The sequence below is a fragment of the Virgibacillus siamensis genome, from assembly GCF_900162695.1.
GTDB classification, from domain to species: domain Bacteria; phylum Bacillota; class Bacilli; order Bacillales; family Amphibacillaceae; genus Lentibacillus; species Lentibacillus siamensis_A.
In genome coordinates this window covers 183,248-202,634 of sequence record NZ_FUIH01000006.1, presented here as the reverse complement: position 1 = coordinate 202,634, position 19,387 = coordinate 183,248, and the positions used below count along the sequence as shown (strand labels likewise).

Sequence of the window (19,387 nt, the reverse complement as noted above, 5' to 3'; positions counted from 1 at the left end):
CTGACTTTCCCGGATATTGAGGAGAAAGAACCGGACAACGTTGTCCGGTTCCCCCATTTACTCAATTAGACCGATCTCTTTAAAGTATTTTTCAGCACCAGGATGCAGTGGCAAATCATCGCTGACACCGGTTAAAGCACCATCTTTTGTTATTAGCTTTGCCTGAGCGATTGTCATATTGCCGGATTTCTCGTATAGTGTTTTGGTCAGTTTATAACCAAGGTCTTCACTTACCTGATCAGTGGATGCAAGCAATAACGCCATTGCTGTGATGGTTTGAACCGGCTCTTTCTGCCAGTCATACGTTCCTGGTTTCACTGTATATGCCTCATACTTACTTTTTTCCACTATCTTGTCCAATGCCTTCCCTTCAATGTTAAGGAATTTAACTTCTCCGGATGCACTGGCAAGTTCGTTTGTTGTTGAAGATGGAACACCTACAACTGCAAATGAAGCATCAATGGTACCATTCTGCAGTTTACTTTTGGCATCGCCAAAGCCTTCCTCGTATGCCGTAAAGTCACCTTTTTCAATCCCATAGGCTCTCAGTACAAGTTCTGCTGCCTCACGGGTAGCGCCACCTGGAGGTCCGATAGCAACCTTTTTGCCCTTCAAATCCTCGATGGAGTCAATTCCGGTAGATTCAAGTGTAACAACTTGAAGTGCTTCCGGATAAAGGGAACCAATAACACCAACTTTGTTGATTTCCTTCCCGTCGAATTCACCTTGCTGATTAACAGCATTTACCATTGTGGTGTTTTGTGCAATCCCGAGCTGATATTTACCAGCCTGGATTTTTGCAATGTTTTCCACAGATGCACCAGATTCAACGGAACTGACGTCAAATCCTTTGACATCAATATTGTCTTTCCAAAGATTAGCCATTTCACCGCCAAGCGGGTAATAAACTCCACCGACACTTCCTGTTCCCATTGTCAGATTAGTAGTTTCGCCTTTGTCGCCACCACCCGAGGAACCGGAACCTTTGCCACTTTCGCCGCATGCACTTAGGATCATGCCAATAGCAAGAACTAAAATAAATGAAATCAGAGTTCTCTTTTTCAAAATAAACTCCCCCTTTTATAAAATTTTATAGGAAACATGCTGTCGATAGAACAGCGTGCTTCATCCTAAATGAAGACGTTTTCCTCCGACTGTACAAGATTAAGAAAACGTTTTATTTAGTATTTTACCTTTTATCGGGCTGGGATTCAAGTTTTAAGAAAATTAATATTATTACAGTAATAATATTATCCCCCTTTGACACATATACACTAAAATTGCTATTATTTGGATAAAGGAGGATGATTCCTATCAGTGTCCATGAATTTTCCGCTATGACAATCCTCGGTGACTTGAAATCAATGGCCGAATATGAAGGTAAGGTACTTCTTATTGTGAATACTGCCAGTGAATGCGGATTCACACCCCAGCTTGACGGACTTCAGAAATTATATGATAAATATAAAGATCAGGGGTTTGAAGTACTCGGTTTCCCATGCAATCAATTTCATAACCAGGATCCCGGTTCCGATGCTGAAATATCCAATTTTTGCCGGAAACATTACGGAGTGAACTTCCCCATGTTCAGCAAAGTGGATGTAAAAGGTGAACACGCCCATCCTTTATTTGTTTATCTGACGAGCCAAGCGAAAGGCATGGTAACAAAACAAATCAAGTGGAACTTCACAAAATTCCTCGTGAATCGGGAAGGTGAAGTTATTAACCGGTTTGCACCGCAAACAAAGCCGGAAACTATTACAAAAGAAATAGAAACCGCCCTTGGCGCATAATTCTCCAGCACTCATAGGCTCACCTATTGAGTGTTATTTTTATTGATTTGTTACCTGCGAAGGTTGATATCTTGCTGAGGATGGTTGATTACTGCATTTTGACGGTTGATTCCCCGCCCGCGAAGGTTGATACCCGGCCGAGGATGGTTGATTCCTCATTGGGACGGTTGATTCCCACATTTGAAGGTTGATTCCTCGCCCGCGAAGGTTGATACCCTGCCGAGGATGGTCGATTCCTCACTGGGACGGTTGATTTCCACATTTGACGGTTGATTCCCCGGCCGAGGATGGTTGATTACTGCATTTTGATGGTTGATTCCTCGCCCGCGATGGTTGATATCCTGCTGAGGATGGTTGATTTCTCACTGGGACGGTTGATTCCCGCATTTGACGGTTGATTCCCCGCCCGCGAAAGTTATTTTCCGACCAACTCATTCGAACGCCAATATTAAAAATCGAGCGGCGATAAACGCGCTCGATTTTTAACCTTAATATGCTTTTGCCCAGTAAACAAGTTCTTTTGCTTCTTTTCCGCAACAGACACATTGATCGGAAACCGTTTCCTGTTCAAATGGTATACAGCGTGATGTTGCGGCAGTATCTTCCTTGATTTTCTCTTCGCATTCGATGTCACCGCACCACATTGCTTTGATAAATCCAGGTGTTTCTTCAAGATTCTTTTTGAATTCATCCATATTCGCTGCGATTGTCGTTTTTTCATTGCGGTGTGCAAGCGCCTTGTCATAAAGGCCTTGTTGGATTTCTTCCAGAAGTTCCGGCAGACGGAGTTCAAGTTTATCCAGTTCCACAAATTCTTTTTCCCCGGTATCCCGGCGAACAAGAACGACCTGTTCTTTCTCAATATCTTTCGGTCCCATTTCAATACGAACCGGAATTCCTTTCATTTCATATTCATTGAACTTCCAGCCTGGCATTTTATCGCTGGAATCAATATCTACGCGAACCAGTTCCTTCAATTGATCACGTAAGTCATACGCTTTATCCAGTACGCCTTCTTTATGCTGAGCAATCGGTACAATCATCGCCTGGGTCGGTGCAATTCGCGGCGGAATAACAAGCCCGCGGTTATCACCGTGAACCATGATTAGTGCACCCATGATACGGGTCGACATGCCCCATGATGTTTGATGAACCGGCTGCTGGTCCCCTTCTTTATCCAAATAACGGATATCGAATGCCTCGGCAAAACCTGTTCCTAAATAATGCGATGTACCGGACTGCAGTGCTTTTCCGTCATGCATTAACGCTTCAATTGTCAACGTATAATCAGCCCCGGCAAACTTTTCCTTCTCGGTTTTCTTACCGCTGATAACGGGAATGGCCAGGTAATTTTCGGCAACATCTTTATATACACCAAGCATTCTTGCAGTTTCTTCCTGTGCATCTTCAGCAGTAGCATGGCATGTGTGCCCCTCCTGCCATAAAAATTCTGATGTGCGGAGGAAAGGACGTGTTGTCTTTTCCCAGCGGACAACATTGCTCCACTGGTTATAAAGCATTGGCAAATCACGGTAGGAGTGAATATTTTTAGCATAATATTCACCGAATAGAACTTCAGAAGTCGGACGGACACAAATCCGCTCAGCCAGTTCTTCTTCGCCGCCGTGTGTGACCCAGGCTACCTCCGGTGCAAAACCTTCAATATGATCTTTTTCCTTTTGCAGCATGCTTTCCGGAATAAACAACGGGAAATATACATTCGTATGACCCGTTGCTTTAAACTTCCGATCCAATTCAGCCTGAATATTTTCCCAAATTGCGTATCCATGCGGCTTAATTACCATTGTTCCGCGGACTGCACCATAATCAACCAGTTCTGCCTGTTTGACTACATCGGTATACCACTGTGCGAAGTCCTCTTCCATAGCTGTGATTTTCTCAACAAACTGTTTATTTTTTTTGCCCAATCCAAACACCTCTATTTAAAAATTTATATATTGAAAAACGCGGCCATCGATAAATCATCATAACATTGGCTCCGTTGTGCTTATACTGAGACACAAAAAAACCTCCATCCTGCTAAGGGACCGAGGCTTGGTGGTACCACCCTTGTTTGCAGAGGAGTAACCCTGCACACTTGGCATGATAACGGTCATGAACCGCGCACATCTTACAGCAAAACACTTTTCCGATGGCGAACTACAAGGCAGGTTCCAATTCGTGTCTTCGGAAATTTCCACCGACCATTTCCTCTCTGTAAAAGACGTTCAAACTGTACTAATCCTTATTCAACGTTTCGAGTATTGTATTGTACAATATATATCGAGCAGAAGGCAAAGTCAAGCCTCACTGTCCGTTGCTATTTCATATTTGGAAAATTTGCCGGCATCGATATCAGTATAACCGGCAAATGCAAACCCCGCCTCCAGATAATATTCATTCAAAACAGGGTTATCCCCGACACAATCCAATCGAATATACCCATCCGGCAGCACAATATTGTCCATGATCCAGGCAAGTGTCTTTTTACCGATGCCAGCACGATGATAATTCCGATTAACCGCCAAACGGTGCAAGTATACAGCACGGTCGGTCCGGATTCCCCACACATCTATATCCCACTCATTTTGCTTTGATGAAAGATTAAACGTTGCTGCAACCTGACCATCACTATCTTTCACCAAAAACGTTGCTCCGGCCAGGATATCCGCTTTAATCTCGGTGTCTTCCCCTCCGCTCCGCAAATACTCCCACTGCTGGATACCTTTCGATTCAAGCCATTCCGCTGCCCCTTTCAGAACAGCGATTACCATATCTGCATCAGTATCCACAGCCTGTTGTACCGTGCAGTTTTCAAACTGATACGATTTAAAAGACACCATGAGTGACCACTCCCCTTTTTTATGAACACCTGTATTTCCGAAACCTATAAAACCTTAGCACCAAGCGTATGTTCAAAATGACCAAGTGCCCAGTCATGCCCTGCAGCATTAAAGCTGGCCACTGCATCTTTATGAACAACGATTTTAAACCCTTTGTTATATGCCTCAACGGCGGAATGCAGTACACATATATCCGTGCATACCCCGACAAAATGAAGTTCCTCAATTCCACGTTCCCGCAGCTTCAGCTCCAAATCGGTTCCGGCAAATGCACTATACCTGGTTTTATCAAAATAATAGACATTGTCCTTCTTCTTATTTGCTTCATAAACAGAAGCAAGGTCACCGTATAGTTCCTGACCCGTTGTACCAATAATATTATGCGGCGGAAACAATTCTGACTCCGGGTGATACGTATCCCCTTCTTCATGCGCATCAATTGCAAACACAACATAATCCCCGGCATCAATAAATTCCTTCGTCATTGATACCACCTTTGCTTCTATAGCCTGCCCGGGTTCGCCGCAAGTAAGTTTTCCATCTTCCGCAACAAAGTCAACCGTGTAATCCACATTAATTAGAGCACGCTTTGCCATTATTCTTCTTCCCCTTTAACTTTAATTTGATGAGCTTCACCGAATTTACGGGCAGCCGCATGATATGTGGGCCCAACCATTTCCGTATAGGAGAAGCCATTCGCAATAGCAGTGGTTACGAAGCTTTTTGCTGCATGCACAGCATCTGAAACTGATTTTCCTTTTGCCATTTCCGCCGTAATTGCTGCAGAGTAGGTACATCCTGCACCGCTCGTATTTACTGTATCAATCCTTGGTGCTTCATATGTTATCAATGTTTCGCCGTCATACAGTACGTCAACTGCCGGCCCTTTCAGTCTGCCGCCTTTTACCAAAACATATTTTGGTCCATACTGATGCAGGTCAACCGCGGCTTGCTTCAATTGTTCCACTGTATCCAGTGTCCGTCCTCCAAGCAGGATGGATGCTTCCGGAATATTTGGTGTAATAATGGATGCCAGCGGTATAAGCTTGTCCTTTAATGCCTCGATGGCATCATCCTCAAGCAATTTGGAATCAAGCTTTCCTACCATCACCGGATCGACTACTACGGTATCCACATTTGAATCAGAAATGATAGCTGCCACTAATTCAATTACTTCTGTTGAAAAAAGCATTCCCGTTTTCAGCGCATCCACTCCAACCTGCTTAACCGCAGTCGAAAATTGTGCTTCAATCGCTTCAATTGACTGCGGATGAACGTTTTTTCCGGTTTTCGGATGGTATGCCACGATTGCCGTAATGGCGCTCATTCCGTACACATCATATTCCTGAAATGTCTTCAGATCCGCCTGAATACCAGCACTCCCGCCAGCTGCGGATCCGGCAATTGTCATAACACGTGATGGATAATTCATAAACCAAAACCCTTTCTATATCAAAAAATAACGTCAACAACGAACCAGCCGATCATAACGAGCTGCAGCACCACTTTCGCAACAGCCCCGCCGAGAAATCCAATCAATGATCCGACTGATGCACGAATCGCTTCATTTGCAGAACGCTTCTGCATCATTTCAATTACAATCACAACAATGAATGGCAGCACGATAATACCAAACGGCGGATAAATAAACGAACCGATAATAACTGCCACAGCTGCACCACGTTCGCCCCATTTGCTGCCGCCGAATTTTTTCACAAAATAACTGTTGGCAATAATATCAGACACAATAAGAATAATGGTTAAAATAACCATTCCAATCCAGAATAAAACCGTGAGTTCACTGTTATTAATGACAAAGTGATACAGGAGATAGCCAATCCACAAAACAAGCGGTGACGGGATAATCGGAAAAATAATCCCGACAAAACTTAAAATAAACAACGCAATGATTATAATCCACATAATAATATCAAGCATCTGTTTCCTCCATCTATGATTCTTTTCGGAACATACTGGAAAGCTTTGTTTCTTCCTTGCTGATAATACGTCTGTAATTCTCCATATGTTTCAGTATGCTCATAACCGATAATAACACGACAACCATTGCCGGTTCGATTCCAAAGAATAAATAAGTGGTAACCAGAAAAGAAATATACATAAACAGAACACCAACCACCAGATAGTCTGTGGCCAATGTAAATAAAAGCAATATCGCAATACCGATTAATGCAATTTTCCAATCTATTGCCAGCAAGACACCAATCAATGATGCCGTACCTTTCCCACCGCTGAACCGCATCTGGACCGGATAATTATGTCCGATAATAATGAATAGGGCATTTATATAAACAAGCAATGTATGCATCTCTTCGGTAATGCCTTGCCCATTGAGAATATATAAAACGAATAATACCGATAAAGTAGCTTTGAAAATATCAATCAGTGCGACAATGATTCCGAATTTCCAGCCAAGTAAAATCGTCGTGTTGGAGGCACCGGAGTTCTTAACGCCGCTCTTTTTTATATTTACTTTCTTTATTTTTCCGACAAGCTGGGAACCATGAATACAGCCGGCCAGGTAGCCAATCAGCATGACAAAAAGCACATACATTCTTCCCCCTCCTTTAGTCTTATTCTATATACGCCCCCACGGAATCGCAAGACAGATTGTTTTTGAAACTATCGCCATGTTTTCTTTCCAACCAATTGTACACATGCGATATAATAGGTATAACTTACAGCTTGGGAGACGTAACATTGAAATTTTATCGTAAAGACATCACAGCCTGGATATTGATCATTTTATTCGTCGGGCTGCTTTTCATTCTTTATAATCAGGATCAGCAAACAGATCCATGCAAAAATACTGCGCGGTACACTCGCCCATCAGGAGGACTGGATCCAACTGTTGCTGAAAAAACAGAAAAACTGATCCAACAATCCTCCAAACGCGGAATCAACGTAGCCATAACAGATAAAGTCCGCTCAAAGAAAGAACAGAATGCATTATATGCCCGGGGACGTACTGTTGCCGGAAGCATCGTAACCTTTGCCAAAGGGGGCGAATCGTACCATAATTACGGGCTGGCGATTGATTATGCATTGCGTAATAACAAGGGAGAAATTATCTGGAGCACAGCGTATGATGGGAATCGCAACGGGCATCCCGATTGGTTTGAAGTGGCGGAAATCGCAAAAGAACTTGGGTTTGAATGGGGTGGTGACTGGCGCAGTCCCGATTACCCGCATCTGCAGATGGATTTTGGGTTAAGTATTCAGGAATTGCAAAAAGGGATACGCCCGGATCATTCCTGCAACCAAGTCTAAGCATTAAAATGGACGCATGCATTTGTTTGGATTATAATAAAATTATCTTGAATTAATAATAATTTATTGAAGGAGGTTTCATCTATGAATTTAAGAGGCATTCACCATGTATCAGCAATTACTGCCAATGCGAAAAATAACTATCGCTTTTATACCGAAGTACTTGGGCTGCGGCTTGTCAAAAAAACGATAAATCAGGACGATCCATCCGTTTACCATTTATTTTACGCGGATGAGCAAGGAAATCCGGGCACTGATTTTACCTTTTTTGAGATTCCGAATGCCGGTCATACCTATGCCGGCAACAGCAGTATTTCAACTACTGCATTAAGGGTTCCGGATGACCAGTCGCTTGAATACTGGATTGATAGGCTTGATTCCTATAACGTTGATCACGATGGTATAACAGAACAATACGGAAGAAAATTGATATCTTTCCGTGATCCGGAAGACCAGCGGCTTGCACTTGTTTCCGATGAAAAAAATAACGGTGTTGCAGGAGGGACCCCTTGGGATAAGAGCCCTGTCCCCAACGAAAAAGGAATCGTAGGCCTTGGCCCGGTTACATTGACCGTAAAAGACCCGGAACCAACGTTTAACGTCTTAACGGACCTGCTTACGTTCAAACAGACGGGAAGTTATTCGTCAACAGAAGGCAATCAGGAAGATGTTCTTGTTTTTGAAACTGGTGAAGGCGGAACAGGAGCCGAGGTTCATTTGAAAATCCAACCTGATCTCCCACGTGAACGACCCGGCCGCGGAAGTGTACATCATGTAGCTTTTCGTGTTGATAACGAAGAGGAATTGGCTGTATGGCGGGACAGGGTTAAAGAAGCACGCATCCCCAACTCCGGACTGGTTGATCGCTTTTATTTCAAGTCTCTCTATTTCAGAGAACCAAACGGTATCTTATTTGAACTTGCCACAGATGGACCAGGTTTCACAACGGATGAGGATCCCGACCACCTGGGAGAAACGCTTGCACTGCCGCCATTTTTTGAAAACCAACGCGATGAGATTGAAGCAAAATTGAAACCCTTGGACACAAAAGGACCGCACTCCTAATCGGTGCGGTCCTCTTCTTCCAAGTCATTCTGTACATCATCCGGTAAAGGATCAATGGAATGTTGATACGCATAGCCTTTAGAAATGGCAACCAATGTCATAATTAGAACTGCTAAAACGATGGCAACACCAAGTACTACGTAAAAAGTCATCCGTTTACCCCTTTATAAAATTCATTACTGTCCTGTATTCGCTGCCAGCCCTTTTCATCAAAAAAGGTGCAGACGACTGCATTGGATGTTGTCAGTTCGGTGTGCATATTTTCATAGCCTTTCCTGTTTGCCAATCGCTCCACTTTACTGTATAAGTGTTCATCCAAGCCCTTTTTGATATAACTGTTCTCCACTGTCAGCTTTTTAATCTCTATCTTCCTTGCATCATCATCCAGCTGAAACTGGATAAAAGCGCGAATTGCTGCATCTTTTTCAATTACATAAAGCCTTTCCGTATTACCATTAAGAATCTTTGTAAAGTCTTCCTCGCTGATGGGAGTTTCGACCTGGTGAATATGCATATTATTTTCATTTTGAACCAATTCATTAATGGCATTTTGATCTGACTGCTTTATTTCACGTATTTTATACATCTGCTAAACCCTTTCAAATGGCTTAATTATCCCATAGATTGCATTTATATATGGCAGCTCCAGCCCCTTATCATCTGCAAGACGAACCGCTCCGCCATGAAGATGGTCCACTTCCAGCGGTAATCCTTTTCGACGGTCCTGGTGCATGGATGAAGTTGCCTCAGAATTCAATTCTAAGAAACTTTGATTTGCTTCTTCCAGTTCCTCATCCGTTATCTTTATATCATATTTCCCGGCTAATTGCTGCATTTCAAGCAGAATTTTCCTGGCTACCCGGAATGTATCCGGTTTTTCAAGGATTGGTCCGATTGGCAGATTGACTGCAGTGGTAATGCCGGAAAATGCATTTATAAACGTATATTTTTTCCATAGTTCATGAAGTATGGAATCACTATTGATAAATTCCAGATCTGTTTTTTCACAAAGTTTTTCCAAATGTCCGCACACTTCCGTTTGGGCTGCATGCAGTTTTCCGAAAATGAGACGATGAAAATCACTTGAATGAACAACATGTCCTGCATCATCCAATGTAGCCATAATGAAGGAAAGCCCGCCTAATACAGTTTCCTCACCAAGTTCTTTTTTTAATACGGGGATATGCTCCATTCCATTTAAGACAGGTAGTACAAATGCCCCTTTTTCCGTTAATATTTTCAATTGATCCATAATACCGTCCAAATGATACCCCTTCACACTCACAAAAACAAGGTCGGTATGATCAATCTGATTGGCATCCGTTATAATAGTTGGTTCACTATTTTGATAATCTCCCCTTGGGCTTGAAACATTCAAACCGTTCCGCTCCAGCTGTTTTGCGCGCTTATTTCGTACAAGATAAGTCACGTTTGCACCGGCCTGTTCCCAACGTGATCCAAAATAACCACCTAACGCTCCTGCACCAAGTACAGTAATATGCATGACGTCCCCTCCATTAAAAATATCTATTAATTCCATAGTAGCTTTCCAGGCTTCATTTGTCCATTAGATTATTTAGACAATTAGAGCAATTATCAAGGAAATAAAAGCTTAACACATTATAAACAAGCATATATTGGCATATATAAGCTTTATAAGACTGAGCGCTGTATACGCTTTTAAATTTAAAATTATCTAAAAATACCCAGTTTGAATGAATAGGCCAAAATCTATACTATTATAGTATGACTGTTTGAAAGAAATTCCCCACCATTTACTCTTTATTTTAAAAACCCGAATGTTCATGGGTTTAGGTTATCCAATTTCTAGTAATAAAGTCTTAAGAGAAACAAAATATTAAAGGGAGGTCATTTAGAGAATGAAAAAATTATTGGCAGTAGCTGCAGTTGGTTTTTTGCTTGTTCTGCTGGCAGCCTGTGGATCCGGTTCTGATGAAGAATCAGGCGGTGACGGTGACCAAAGCAAATTGGCAAAACTTAAAGAATCAGGTACCGTTACGGTTGGATTCGCAAACGAGGAACCGTATGCATACCAGGATGGTGGAGAATTAAAAGGGGCTGCAGTTGATATTGCACAAGCAGCATTTAAGGAAATGGGAATTGAAAATGTGAAAGGTAAATTGGCGGATTTCAGTCAGCTGATTCCCGGATTGAACGCGGGAAAATTTGATGTTATTACAGCGGGAATGGCAATCAACCCGGATCGTTGTAAAAACGCTGATTTTGCTGAACCGTCCATGATGTATGGGGAAGGTTTAATTGTACCTAAAGGAAATCCAATGGACCTGCACAGTTACGAAGATATTGCTGAAAAAGGTGCAACGGTTTCCATCATGCAAGGTGCCACTGAAATTGAGTACGTGCAAAAAATGGGGGTTAAAGAAAGTCAAGTCCAAACAGCATCTGACATTCCGGCAACATTTTCTGCTGTAGCATCCGGACGTGCCGACGCAACAACAGGTACTGAAATGACGGTAAAAATGGCATTGGAATCTTCCGGCAATGATAAACTTGAATTTGTTTCGGATTTCAAACAGCCTGAAATTGAAGGTATTCCAAGCTATGGTGCTGCCGCATTCCATAAAGATGCTGATGAATTGCGTAAAGCATATAATGAAGCATTGGCTAAATTGAAAAAAGACGGTACAGTTAAAGAGCTGCTGGAGAAAAATGGATTCAGTGCTGAGAACAACTCCGTTCCTGAAGATATTACTGCAGAAGGAGTTTGCAGCGGCGAACAATACTAGAACAACACATATAAGAATGTCCAGCTAAAGAACTACGACAACGACTCCATAGGGTCCGGCTCCCTCACCCAGGGGGTCTGACCCTATCCTTATGTTATAAATGTTTTAATGGTACAAGGTGTATAAACTGAATACGATATTAATAAGGTAGTAGAAAACACAAAAGGAGTGATTACCATCGATGCAATAGCGGATATTTTTCCCGTCCTTTTAAAAGGGGTGGAAATTACTGTTAAAGTTCTGCTTGCTTCAATTGTTCTTGGGTATTTGATGGCGTTTATTGCGGGCTTTTGCAAGCTTTCCAATAATGTCATCCTTCGAAAATTCACCAGCTTCTATGTCGAAGTGTTTCGTGGTACCTCACTGATCGTTCAATTATTCTGGTTTTATTATGCATTACCTATTTTATTTGGTTGGGAGATTGGCAGTAACTTCTGGGCTGGTGTATTGGCAATTTCTTTAAACTATGGTGCGTACATGTCAGAGATTGTCCGCAGCTCTATTTTGTCTGTGGCCAAAGGGCAGTATGAGGCATCAACTGCTCTGAACATGTCCCGGTTCCAGCGGATGCGTCTCGTGATTTTTCCGCAGGCTGTCCGAATGATGCTTCCGGAATTTGGTAACTATTTGATCCTGATGCTAAAATCGACATCATTGGTTTCCTTAATTGGTATGACTGATATTTTATACTACGGTGATATTTTGCGCAGTTCCAATCTGTCACAAGCACCGACAGTATACTTTCTTGTGCTCATATTCTACTTTATTCTGGCACTTCCGTTTATCTGGCTTACGAAAAAAATGGAAGCTGCATCCAAGAAAGGGGTGGCTAGCTCATGAGCGGTTTGAGTAACTGGAGCTGGGAAACATTTTTTGATGCGTTCCCTCTTATTTTACAAGGGCTTGGCATTACCATCGCACTCACCCTGTCCTGCTACCTGTTTGCTTTAATTTTCGGGTTCTTCTGGACAGCAGTTAAAAGACTGCCGATTGCCGTCATCAGACTTCCACTGCTGGGTATAATGGAATTTATTCGTTCTACCCCCCCATTGGTACAACTGTTTTTCATATATTATGCATGGCCAATGGTACCTGTTGTCGGAATGGCGCTAGATCCATTTACAAGTGCAGTACTCGGTCTTGGCATTCATTACAGCACATATGTTGGAGAGGTGTACCGATCTGGTATTGATGGAGTGGCGTCGGGACAGTGGGAAGCTGCCACAGCGCTTAACTATTCCAAGCGGAAAAAGTGGACAAAGATTATACTTCCACAGGCAATTCCGCCAACCATTCCAATGCTTGGAAATTATTTGATTATCATGTTTAAGGAAGTTCCACTGGCATCAACCATTGGATTCCTTGGTATCCTGGCATTGGCCAATGATTATGGTGCCCAGCACTGGAGATACCTGGAACCACTTACCATTGTGGCAATCCTGTTCCTGGTACTAAGTTATCCTTCTGCACTTCTTATCAATAAACTGGAAAAGAAATTCAATACACGATTTGATAAAAAAGCCGTTACCGAAAGTAAGGCAAACTAAGAGAAAAGGGGTTGTGATGGAATGAGTGAACCGATAGTAAGTTACCAGGATGTGCACAAATCATTCGGTGATGTCGAAGTATTAAAAGGCATCGATTTGGATATAAAACCTGCTGAAAAAGTGGCCGTTATAGGCCCAAGCGGATCCGGTAAAACAACGATAATCCGCATGCTGATGACGCTGGAAGAACCAACATCCGGTAATATCATTGTTGACGGAAAAAATTTATGGCACATGGAGAAAAACGGTAAACTTGTGCCCGCAAATGAAAAACATTTAAGACAGGTACGAGGCGATATTGGAATGGTGTTTCAGCATTTCAACCTGTTTCCGCATATGACGATTCTGGAAAATTGTATGACTGCTCCAATCAATGTACAAAAAGAGGAAAAAGAATCTGCCAAGAAACGATCAATTGAAATGCTGGAGAAAGTCGGACTTGGTGACAAACTGGATAACTATCCAAGTCAACTATCGGGGGGACAGAAACAGCGTGTGGCGATGGCACGAGCACTTGTTATGCGTCCGAAAATCATGCTGTTTGATGAGGTCACTTCCGCATTAGACCCTGAACTTGTTGGTGAGGTTCTGGAAGTAATCCGCGATATTGCAAAAGAAGGCGAAATGGCAATGGTGCTTGTAACACATGAAATGGAATTTGCCCGTGACATTGCTGATCGTATTCTTTTCCTTGATAACGGTGTGATTGCCGAACAGGGACCGCCAATGGAAGTTCTGGAAAATTCAACAAACGACCGCCTGCAAAGCTTCCTGCATAGATTCAGAACTTAATTCAAAACAAGGCTGGGACAAAAGTGTCTGTCTGCTTCCTGAGAGGGAGCGGGCAGTTTTTTTGCTAGACGCACTGAAATGATAAAGCAGAAGGCATTTTCGCTCATAGTTGACAGCTTAAATGATAAAGTTCATGGTCAAAATGCTAAAGTTCACGATCGATATGATAATGTTCACAATTATTATCCCGAATGTGTATTTCCTCCGCTAAATTCCTTATTGTTCGTCTTTTGGATTACACGTTTCTGATATGTCCCAGCCTTTTTCCTTTTTTTAATAAACAATCTCTTCACGGGTGTGATTCTTTTTAAACGCTTTAAGGTTTGGATCAAAATATTTATCATTATAATGCGGCACAAATTTTCCATCCTGTACATATCCGGCACCCCATGTTGGATCCATAAGCACCCATTTTCCATTAATATTTGCTTCCACCCAAGCATGACGGGCAAGATTGCCACGACCGCTGATATAATGCGATTCAATATCAGCCGCACGTAACAGTGCGACGGTCAAAAAGGCATAATCCTGACAAACTCCGCTTTTTGTTTTTAACGTTTTTAATGCACTGTCACTCAGCTTAAATAAATCATTTTCCAGTTTCCCAACATCATAGGTGATATTTTTTGCCACATAATCATAGATGGCCTTGGCCTGCTTTCGTTCACTTTTCACCCTTTTTGTTAAGTTTGCAGCAAGATCTTTTATGTTTTGCGAGTCAGATTGAATTCCCCTGGACGGCAGCAATTCACGTTTATCTTTCGCATTACTTTTTACGGTAAAACTTGCTATGCCGGTATATCTGAAATAAGACTTGTATGCACCAGGATCAGTCGGGATATTGACAGTTACTTCATATTCCCCCGGACCAAACCGCAGCCAGAATTGTCCTTCAAATTTACCATTAGCTGCGGGAACAAGGTAACTTGCTTCAAGGTCACCCTTTTTCGTCGTTACAATCACTTGCTCTATTTTTTTATTATCGGACACACTTGAATCATACGTGCCGGCAATTCGAAAAGTGCTGTCTGCTTGCTTCCCTCCTGCTTTCGGATAATCAAGCTGGAATTCATTTTCATGGTATGCCCGATAAAATTTTATCGGCTCTGTTTTTGCTGACGAAGTATTTTTTGCGAATAGCTTAGCAGCTTCCAAATAATAATTTTCACGATTCGGATCAGGTACCATAACGGTTACTTTATGCTTTCCCCCGCCGTAATGCAAAGGAATTTCTGTTTCAAAACCGCCATTTTTAACGGGGACAAGCAATTTCCATGACTCCGACCCTTTTTCACCTTTAACCATTAAATTCTTTCCGTTAAACGTATTGTCAATTGTTCCTTCCAGATGTAAAAAGCCTTCCGTTTCCGTCAAACCGCTCGCAGGCTGTGTTATGGTCAGCCCGTTTTCCAACGCTTTACGCCCAATGAATATATCACGGGTCGTTTTTGAACTTTCATTTTCAACCTGAAATGATGTCATCTCATAAAAATGATTGTCCTGACTTTTATCGGGCAAGCGTACTGTAATGTCATATTCCCCCTTCCCCTCAAACAGCTTAATCTTCTCACTGAATTTTCCGTCCTTAACCGGTACATAATAGGTAAACTCCCCGCCTTGTGGACCGTATAATTCCACCCAAATAAAGCGGTCATTCAGCCCGGATACCTCCTCTATTACTCCTTCCAGCATAAAAGATGATTGAACAGCGAATTCCTTGCTCTCCGGGTTTGAGAGTGTTGCTCCGATTTCTTTTGCATAGGAGGATAATTCAATCGGCTGACCGGTAGAAGACATAGGCTGCTGCTTTTCAGAATTTGCCTCCTTAGTATCGGATTCACCATTCTTTATCCCTGACTGATTTGTCTTGTCAGCAGACTCTTCTGAATTTGCACAGCCGCTTAACAATATTAGCGCCGATAACGAGATCAGCATCCAACGTAACCATTTTTTCAGTATCATTTCCCCAACCCCTCAATATTCCTAGTTACCTTTTTCACATTTTCCGCTTTTATAATTTTAGCACAATTATCCAGCTGCATATAAGTCAGGTAACCAATTATGAGAAAAACAGTTACCATAAAATACCCCTTTGGCCAATTGGCTGCCAAAGGGGTACCATTTCAAGTTTTATCAAAGTTATTAAAGATCGTCTCCAATTATTTTAACTTCACGTTCAAGCTTGACACCAAATTTTTCTTTGACTGTGTCCTGTACAAAATGAATCAGCCCGATATATTCATCTGCCGTAGCTTCATCCTTGTTTACGATAAATCCGGCATGTTTCTGTGATACTTGCGCACCGCCCAATTGTTTTCCCTGAAGACCACTGTCCTGAATCAGTTTTCCGGCAAAATATCCTGGTGGACGTTTAAAAACACTTCCACAGGATGGATATTCAAGCGGCTGCTTGGATTCGCGTTTGAACGTCAGATCATCCATAATAGCTTTAATTTCTTTATAATCGCCGTGTTTCATCGAAAATGTCGCTTCCAAAACAATATAGCCGTTATCCGGAATATTACTGGAACGGTATTCTAAATCGAGTTCACTGGCGGAAAGATTCAGGAGATTCCCTTTTCGGTCCACAACAATTGTACTTTCCAGCACATCCTTGATTTCCCCGCCGTATGCACCGGCATTCATAAATAAAGCCCCGCCGACCGAACCGGGTATTCCACAGGCGAATTCGAGTCCGGTTAACGACATTGATAACGCACGTCTCGAGGCATCAATAATTCTTGCGCCGCTCTGTGCTACAAGTACCGTTCCATCTGCAGATAGGTCTGTCAGCTGTTTCAGGTTCAAAACAATTCCCCGGATTCCACCGTCTTTTACAATCAGATTGGATCCGTTTCCGAGAAGTGTAAAAGGTATATCCTCCCTGTTGGATAACTTCACAATCTCCTGCACCTGTTCATATGTTTCCGGCGTAACAAACAAGTCAGCCTTGCCGCCTAATCGTGTATACGTATGATTTTTCAGGTGTTCATCAACCATCACATTTTTCTCTGATGTAATTGCAATTAATTGATCATACACATGATGATAATTTACCACTAAAACCAATCCTTTTATAAATAGTCAAATCAATTGTTTCCGTCTGTCAGGAACGAATAGACCATCCTGTCAACTTTTTCATTTTCATGTAAAGCGCTATGGCCAAGCGCTTTTTCTGTAATCATTTTAACTGTCAACTGATCCTGACTGATGATTTTTCGGATAGCAAGCACACTTTCCGGCATTGCTACCATATCGCCGGTGCTTCCGATACTTAGTACCTGCAGATTATCAGGAACAGCTGCTTTATTTAATCGCATCAGCTTCAATGCACCTGCCCCCGGCTTCAAATCAACAGTGGCAGGGTCACGATTTATTTGAAAGTATTCCTTACTGTATATGCCATCAAAAGGACTTCCGATCGTAATCAGCTTTTCGACACGCGGATATTTAGAGGGATCCTGATATGTCTGTATCGTATTCACGGAAACGAGCCCTCCCATGGAATGACCTACCAGATTAACCGTATCGATCCGGTATACCCGTTTCATATGCGCCAAAACTTTTGCAAGCCATTCAGACGTATCCTCAATGCTGGCACGGTTATCTTCAAAGATAACTTGCACAAAGGCAGATTCCCTTTTGCCTTTGCCAAGATTATAAACGGTCATGTGACCTGTTCGGGATACATCGTAGACAATTGCCTTATTTCCCCAGCCATACATGTTTTCAAACCTGTTCAGCATGTTGCCGAACGAGTTGACCGTTCCTTTATATCCATGGACAAACACGGTGGGGGTTTCGATTTTGTTTTCCGATTTTGCTGCTTTTGGCACATCTGTCACCAAAAAAACCATAATAAAAATCATTACTAAAACTGCTGTACTTATTATATGTTTCTTCTTCAAAAAACTGACCCCGCTATTCTGTTGCCTATTTCTCTGATCTATGCAATGTTTTTTGTTTTAAGATAAACCATGTAAAAAATGCACCAATACCGAACAAGAGCAACTTTACTGCTGGCAATGGAATAACAAATACAATGGAACATCCCATTGTAATCCATAGCACTGTAACGCCCGTCACTTTCGCTTTTAATGGAATTCCTTTGCCCTGCCGGTAATTTTCTATATAGGAACCAAAATATTTATTCGTAATCAACCAATCGTACAGCCGTTTAGAGCTCCTGACATAACATGCTGCCGCGAGAAGCAATAACGGTGTCGTCGGCAATAGTGGCAGAATAATTCCAAGAAGACCCAGTCCCAATGAAATAGATCCCGCAATAATTAATAAAAATTTTGTTAATCCCTTCATGTTTACACCAGCTACTGAAAATAATTAATACATCATTCCTATTATATCATCCTGTTACCTTTCTTGCTTTATAAATCCGGAAAAATTGTGTCAGATTTTTAAAATGATGTTACAGCTTGCTTAGTTTGTGAAACTCCGGTGATCCTTGATTGAATGTGGTGATATAACGGAATCCGGCCTTTTTCAAAAGTTCGATGGAATCCCGGAAATCATAGGCAATGGTTGATTCCACATGTGAATCCGAACCAAGCGTCAGAATTTCCCCGCCACACTCCTTATACAGTTTCAGTATATCCAGGCTTGGCATTCCCTGCTCCATACCGTATCGTTTGCCGGATGTATTCAGTTCAATTCCCTTCCCCTTTGGAATAATTTCCTGAAATATTTCCCGAATAATCTCATGAAAGTTTTCCCTGCTTTCGGTTTTCAAATACCGTTTAACCAGATCGATATGACCAAGAATGCTATAGTTGGAAAACTCCTTCACACAGGAGAGCAATTCATTGTAATACGCTGCACAGGACGATTCTGCAGATCTTCCAGCAAAGAAATTTCCAGAATGAAGGTCTTTTCCTTCCGCGGTATGCATCGAACAAATGACAAAATCGAATCGCCTATTTTCCAGCAGTTCATTATACCTCTCCAGTAAATGGGGCTGCAGACCAATTTCGATTCCTTTTTTAATGTGAATCCTGTCGCCATAATTAAATTGAACCTCCCTGATTTTTTGGTCATATGCCTCCTGATCAAACTCAAATACAATGGATTCATCCGGATAATCATAATCAATATGGTCGGTAAAACAAATTTCCTTCAATCCAATATCAATGGCTTTTTCAACCGTTCTTTCCATCGGCGCTTCGCAATCTGCAGAGAAATTACTGTGAATATGATAATCAAACATTAAAATTCATCCTTTCCAGTTGACAGAATTTCTATTAATCTATAGAATACTATACAACTTTAATTAAATA

At 42.0% G+C, this 19,387-nt stretch carries 22 protein-coding genes and 1 other annotated feature; of the genes, 7 read left to right on the top strand and 15 right to left on the bottom strand.

From position 1 onward, the window contains the following. Nucleotides 1–57: 57 nt before the first annotated feature. On the bottom strand, nucleotides 58–1,065 hold the full coding sequence (locus B1K71_RS01935; protein WP_077324331.1) for a TAXI family TRAP transporter solute-binding subunit: 1,008 nt from the start codon (nucleotides 1,063–1,065) through the stop codon (nucleotides 58–60). Nucleotides 1,066–1,313: 248 nt separating this feature from the next. Between B1K71_RS01935 and B1K71_RS01930 the strand changes: the two genes are divergently transcribed. After that, nucleotides 1,314–1,793, top strand: a complete 480-nt coding sequence (locus B1K71_RS01930) for a glutathione peroxidase (RefSeq protein ID WP_175631813.1) — start codon at nucleotides 1,314–1,316, stop codon at nucleotides 1,791–1,793. A 488-nt stretch (nucleotides 1,794–2,281) separates the two neighbouring features. Here the strand turns inward: B1K71_RS01930 and proS are convergent, their stop codons facing one another. The 6 genes from proS to B1K71_RS01900 form a co-directional block, all read right to left on the bottom strand. Then, nucleotides 2,282–3,721 carry a proline--tRNA ligase gene (gene proS / locus B1K71_RS01925; RefSeq protein ID WP_077324329.1) on the bottom strand — a complete coding sequence of 480 codons (1,440 nt, stop codon included), beginning with the start codon at nucleotides 3,719–3,721 and terminating at the stop codon, nucleotides 2,282–2,284. Nucleotides 3,722–3,833: 112 nt separating this feature from the next. Continuing rightward, nucleotides 3,834–4,055, bottom strand: a binding site (T-box leader). A 38-nt stretch (nucleotides 4,056–4,093) separates the two neighbouring features. After that, nucleotides 4,094–4,636: a GNAT family N-acetyltransferase gene (locus B1K71_RS01920; RefSeq protein ID WP_077324328.1), complete on the bottom strand. Its 543-nt coding sequence runs from the start codon at nucleotides 4,634–4,636 to the stop codon at nucleotides 4,094–4,096. Nucleotides 4,637–4,680: 44 nt separating this feature from the next. Beyond that, on the bottom strand, nucleotides 4,681–5,232 hold the full coding sequence (locus B1K71_RS01915) for a cysteine hydrolase family protein (RefSeq protein ID WP_077324327.1): 552 nt from the start codon (nucleotides 5,230–5,232) through the stop codon (nucleotides 4,681–4,683). Continuing rightward, nucleotides 5,232–6,068, bottom strand: a complete 837-nt coding sequence (thiD, locus tag B1K71_RS01910; RefSeq protein WP_077324326.1) for a bifunctional hydroxymethylpyrimidine kinase/phosphomethylpyrimidine kinase — start codon at nucleotides 6,066–6,068, stop codon at nucleotides 5,232–5,234. The genes B1K71_RS01915 and thiD overlap by 1 nt, the downstream gene beginning before the upstream one ends. A 20-nt stretch (nucleotides 6,069–6,088) precedes the next feature. Further along, the gene (locus B1K71_RS01905; RefSeq protein WP_077324325.1) at nucleotides 6,089–6,574 is read right to left on the bottom strand and encodes a DUF456 domain-containing protein; all 486 of its coding nucleotides are present in this window, start codon (nucleotides 6,572–6,574) and stop codon (nucleotides 6,089–6,091) included. A gap of 13 nt (nucleotides 6,575–6,587) precedes the next feature. After that, a complete protein-coding gene (locus tag B1K71_RS01900) occupies nucleotides 6,588–7,208 on the bottom strand; it encodes a glycerol-3-phosphate acyltransferase (RefSeq protein WP_077324324.1) in 621 nt (206 codons plus the stop codon). 146 nt (nucleotides 7,209–7,354) lie between these two features. On the opposite strand from B1K71_RS01900, the gene B1K71_RS01895 reads away from it, so the two are divergent. Both B1K71_RS01895 and B1K71_RS01890 read left to right on the top strand, forming a co-directional pair. After that, nucleotides 7,355–7,924 carry a M15 family metallopeptidase gene (locus B1K71_RS01895; protein ID WP_077324323.1) on the top strand — a complete coding sequence of 190 codons (570 nt, stop codon included), beginning with the start codon at nucleotides 7,355–7,357 and terminating at the stop codon, nucleotides 7,922–7,924. An 84-nt stretch (nucleotides 7,925–8,008) separates the two neighbouring features. Beyond that, nucleotides 8,009–8,989, top strand: coding sequence for a ring-cleaving dioxygenase (locus tag B1K71_RS01890; protein ID WP_077324322.1), 981 nt, complete (start codon nucleotides 8,009–8,011; stop codon nucleotides 8,987–8,989). Here the strand turns inward: B1K71_RS01890 and ytzI are convergent. Genes ytzI through B1K71_RS01875 form a run of 3 tightly spaced genes read right to left on the bottom strand, consistent with a single transcriptional unit; the run spans nucleotide 8,986 to nucleotide 10,493 of the window. Then, nucleotides 8,986–9,141 (bottom strand): YtzI protein, encoded by a 156-nt coding sequence (gene ytzI / locus B1K71_RS01885; RefSeq protein ID WP_077324321.1) that lies wholly within the window; start codon nucleotides 9,139–9,141, stop codon nucleotides 8,986–8,988. The genes B1K71_RS01890 and ytzI overlap by 4 nt on opposite strands. Further along, complete coding sequence (locus B1K71_RS01880) at nucleotides 9,138–9,575, bottom strand: GNAT family N-acetyltransferase (protein WP_077324320.1); 438 nt, start codon at nucleotides 9,573–9,575, stop codon at nucleotides 9,138–9,140. The genes ytzI and B1K71_RS01880 overlap by 4 nt, the downstream gene beginning before the upstream one ends. A 3-nt stretch (nucleotides 9,576–9,578) precedes the next feature. After that, nucleotides 9,579–10,493, bottom strand: a complete 915-nt coding sequence (locus tag B1K71_RS01875) for a ketopantoate reductase family protein (RefSeq protein ID WP_077324319.1) — start codon at nucleotides 10,491–10,493, stop codon at nucleotides 9,579–9,581. A 376-nt stretch (nucleotides 10,494–10,869) separates the two neighbouring features. Here B1K71_RS01875 and ehuB point away from each other — a divergent pair, with 376 nt between their 5' ends. The 4 genes from ehuB to ehuA all read left to right on the top strand — a co-directional run bounded on the left by ehuB (nucleotide 10,870) and on the right by ehuA (nucleotide 14,096). Continuing rightward, nucleotides 10,870–11,757 (top strand): ectoine/hydroxyectoine ABC transporter substrate-binding protein EhuB, encoded by an 888-nt coding sequence (gene ehuB / locus B1K71_RS01870; protein ID WP_077324318.1) that lies wholly within the window; start codon nucleotides 10,870–10,872, stop codon nucleotides 11,755–11,757. Between the two features lie 177 nt (nucleotides 11,758–11,934). Next, nucleotides 11,935–12,597: an amino acid ABC transporter permease gene (locus B1K71_RS01865; protein ID WP_077324603.1), complete on the top strand. Its 663-nt coding sequence runs from the start codon at nucleotides 11,935–11,937 to the stop codon at nucleotides 12,595–12,597. Continuing rightward, on the top strand, nucleotides 12,594–13,304 hold the full coding sequence (ehuD, locus tag B1K71_RS01860) for an ectoine/hydroxyectoine ABC transporter permease subunit EhuD (RefSeq protein ID WP_139343277.1): 711 nt from the start codon (nucleotides 12,594–12,596) through the stop codon (nucleotides 13,302–13,304). The genes B1K71_RS01865 and ehuD overlap by 4 nt, the downstream gene beginning before the upstream one ends. 21 nt (nucleotides 13,305–13,325) lie before the next feature. Further along, nucleotides 13,326–14,096, top strand: coding sequence for an ectoine/hydroxyectoine ABC transporter ATP-binding protein EhuA (gene ehuA, locus B1K71_RS01855; RefSeq protein WP_077324317.1), 771 nt, complete (start codon nucleotides 13,326–13,328; stop codon nucleotides 14,094–14,096). 273 nt (nucleotides 14,097–14,369) lie between these two features. Here ehuA and B1K71_RS01850 read toward each other — a convergent pair whose 3' ends face one another. The 5 genes from B1K71_RS01850 to B1K71_RS01830 all read right to left on the bottom strand — a co-directional run bounded on the left by B1K71_RS01850 (nucleotide 14,370) and on the right by B1K71_RS01830 (nucleotide 19,317). Further along, a complete protein-coding gene (locus B1K71_RS01850; RefSeq protein ID WP_077324316.1) occupies nucleotides 14,370–16,058 on the bottom strand; it encodes a transglutaminase domain-containing protein in 1,689 nt (562 codons plus the stop codon). Between the two features lie 180 nt (nucleotides 16,059–16,238). Beyond that, the gene (gene murB, locus B1K71_RS01845) at nucleotides 16,239–17,156 is read right to left on the bottom strand and encodes a UDP-N-acetylmuramate dehydrogenase (protein ID WP_139343276.1); all 918 of its coding nucleotides are present in this window, start codon (nucleotides 17,154–17,156) and stop codon (nucleotides 16,239–16,241) included. A gap of 29 nt (nucleotides 17,157–17,185) precedes the next feature. Further along, the gene (locus tag B1K71_RS01840; RefSeq protein ID WP_175631801.1) at nucleotides 17,186–18,004 is read right to left on the bottom strand and encodes an alpha/beta fold hydrolase; all 819 of its coding nucleotides are present in this window, start codon (nucleotides 18,002–18,004) and stop codon (nucleotides 17,186–17,188) included. A gap of 25 nt (nucleotides 18,005–18,029) precedes the next feature. Further along, nucleotides 18,030–18,413: a YbaN family protein gene (locus B1K71_RS01835; RefSeq protein WP_077324314.1), complete on the bottom strand. Its 384-nt coding sequence runs from the start codon at nucleotides 18,411–18,413 to the stop codon at nucleotides 18,030–18,032. A 109-nt stretch (nucleotides 18,414–18,522) separates the two neighbouring features. Next, nucleotides 18,523–19,317: a histidinol-phosphatase HisJ family protein gene (locus tag B1K71_RS01830; RefSeq protein ID WP_077324313.1), complete on the bottom strand. Its 795-nt coding sequence runs from the start codon at nucleotides 19,315–19,317 to the stop codon at nucleotides 18,523–18,525. Between the last annotated feature and the right edge of the window lie 70 nt (nucleotides 19,318–19,387).

What these genes read in the sequence shown, in the direction of transcription:
- B1K71_RS01920 (WP_077324328.1), bottom strand. Translation starts at nt 4,636, where the DNA reads ATGGTGTCTTTTAAATCGTATCAGTTTGAAAACTGCACGGTACAACAG.
- B1K71_RS01915 (WP_077324327.1), bottom strand. Translation starts at nt 5,232, where the DNA reads ATGGCAAAGCGTGCTCTAATTAATGTGGATTACACGGTTGACTTTGTT.
- thiD (WP_077324326.1), bottom strand. Translation starts at nt 6,068, where the DNA reads ATGAATTATCCATCACGTGTTATGACAATTGCCGGATCCGCAGCTGGC.
- B1K71_RS01905 (WP_077324325.1), bottom strand. Translation starts at nt 6,574, where the DNA reads ATGCTTGATATTATTATGTGGATTATAATCATTGCGTTGTTTATTTTA.
- B1K71_RS01900 (WP_077324324.1), bottom strand. Translation starts at nt 7,208, where the DNA reads ATGTATGTGCTTTTTGTCATGCTGATTGGCTACCTGGCCGGCTGTATT.
- B1K71_RS01890 (WP_077324322.1), top strand. Translation starts at nt 8,009, where the DNA reads ATGAATTTAAGAGGCATTCACCATGTATCAGCAATTACTGCCAATGCG.
- ytzI (WP_077324321.1), bottom strand. Translation starts at nt 9,141, where the DNA reads ATGACTTTTTACGTAGTACTTGGTGTTGCCATCGTTTTAGCAGTTCTA.
- B1K71_RS01880 (WP_077324320.1), bottom strand. Translation starts at nt 9,575, where the DNA reads ATGTATAAAATACGTGAAATAAAGCAGTCAGATCAAAATGCCATTAAT.
- B1K71_RS01875 (WP_077324319.1), bottom strand. Translation starts at nt 10,493, where the DNA reads ATGCATATTACTGTACTTGGTGCAGGAGCGTTAGGTGGTTATTTTGGA.
- ehuB (WP_077324318.1), top strand. Translation starts at nt 10,870, where the DNA reads ATGAAAAAATTATTGGCAGTAGCTGCAGTTGGTTTTTTGCTTGTTCTG.
- ehuD (WP_139343277.1), top strand. Translation starts at nt 12,594, where the DNA reads ATGAGCGGTTTGAGTAACTGGAGCTGGGAAACATTTTTTGATGCGTTC.
- ehuA (WP_077324317.1), top strand. Translation starts at nt 13,326, where the DNA reads ATGAGTGAACCGATAGTAAGTTACCAGGATGTGCACAAATCATTCGGT.
- B1K71_RS01850 (WP_077324316.1), bottom strand. Translation starts at nt 16,058, where the DNA reads ATGATACTGAAAAAATGGTTACGTTGGATGCTGATCTCGTTATCGGCG.
- B1K71_RS01835 (WP_077324314.1), bottom strand. Translation starts at nt 18,413, where the DNA reads ATGAAGGGATTAACAAAATTTTTATTAATTATTGCGGGATCTATTTCA.
- B1K71_RS01830 (WP_077324313.1), bottom strand. Translation starts at nt 19,317, where the DNA reads ATGTTTGATTATCATATTCACAGTAATTTCTCTGCAGATTGCGAAGCG.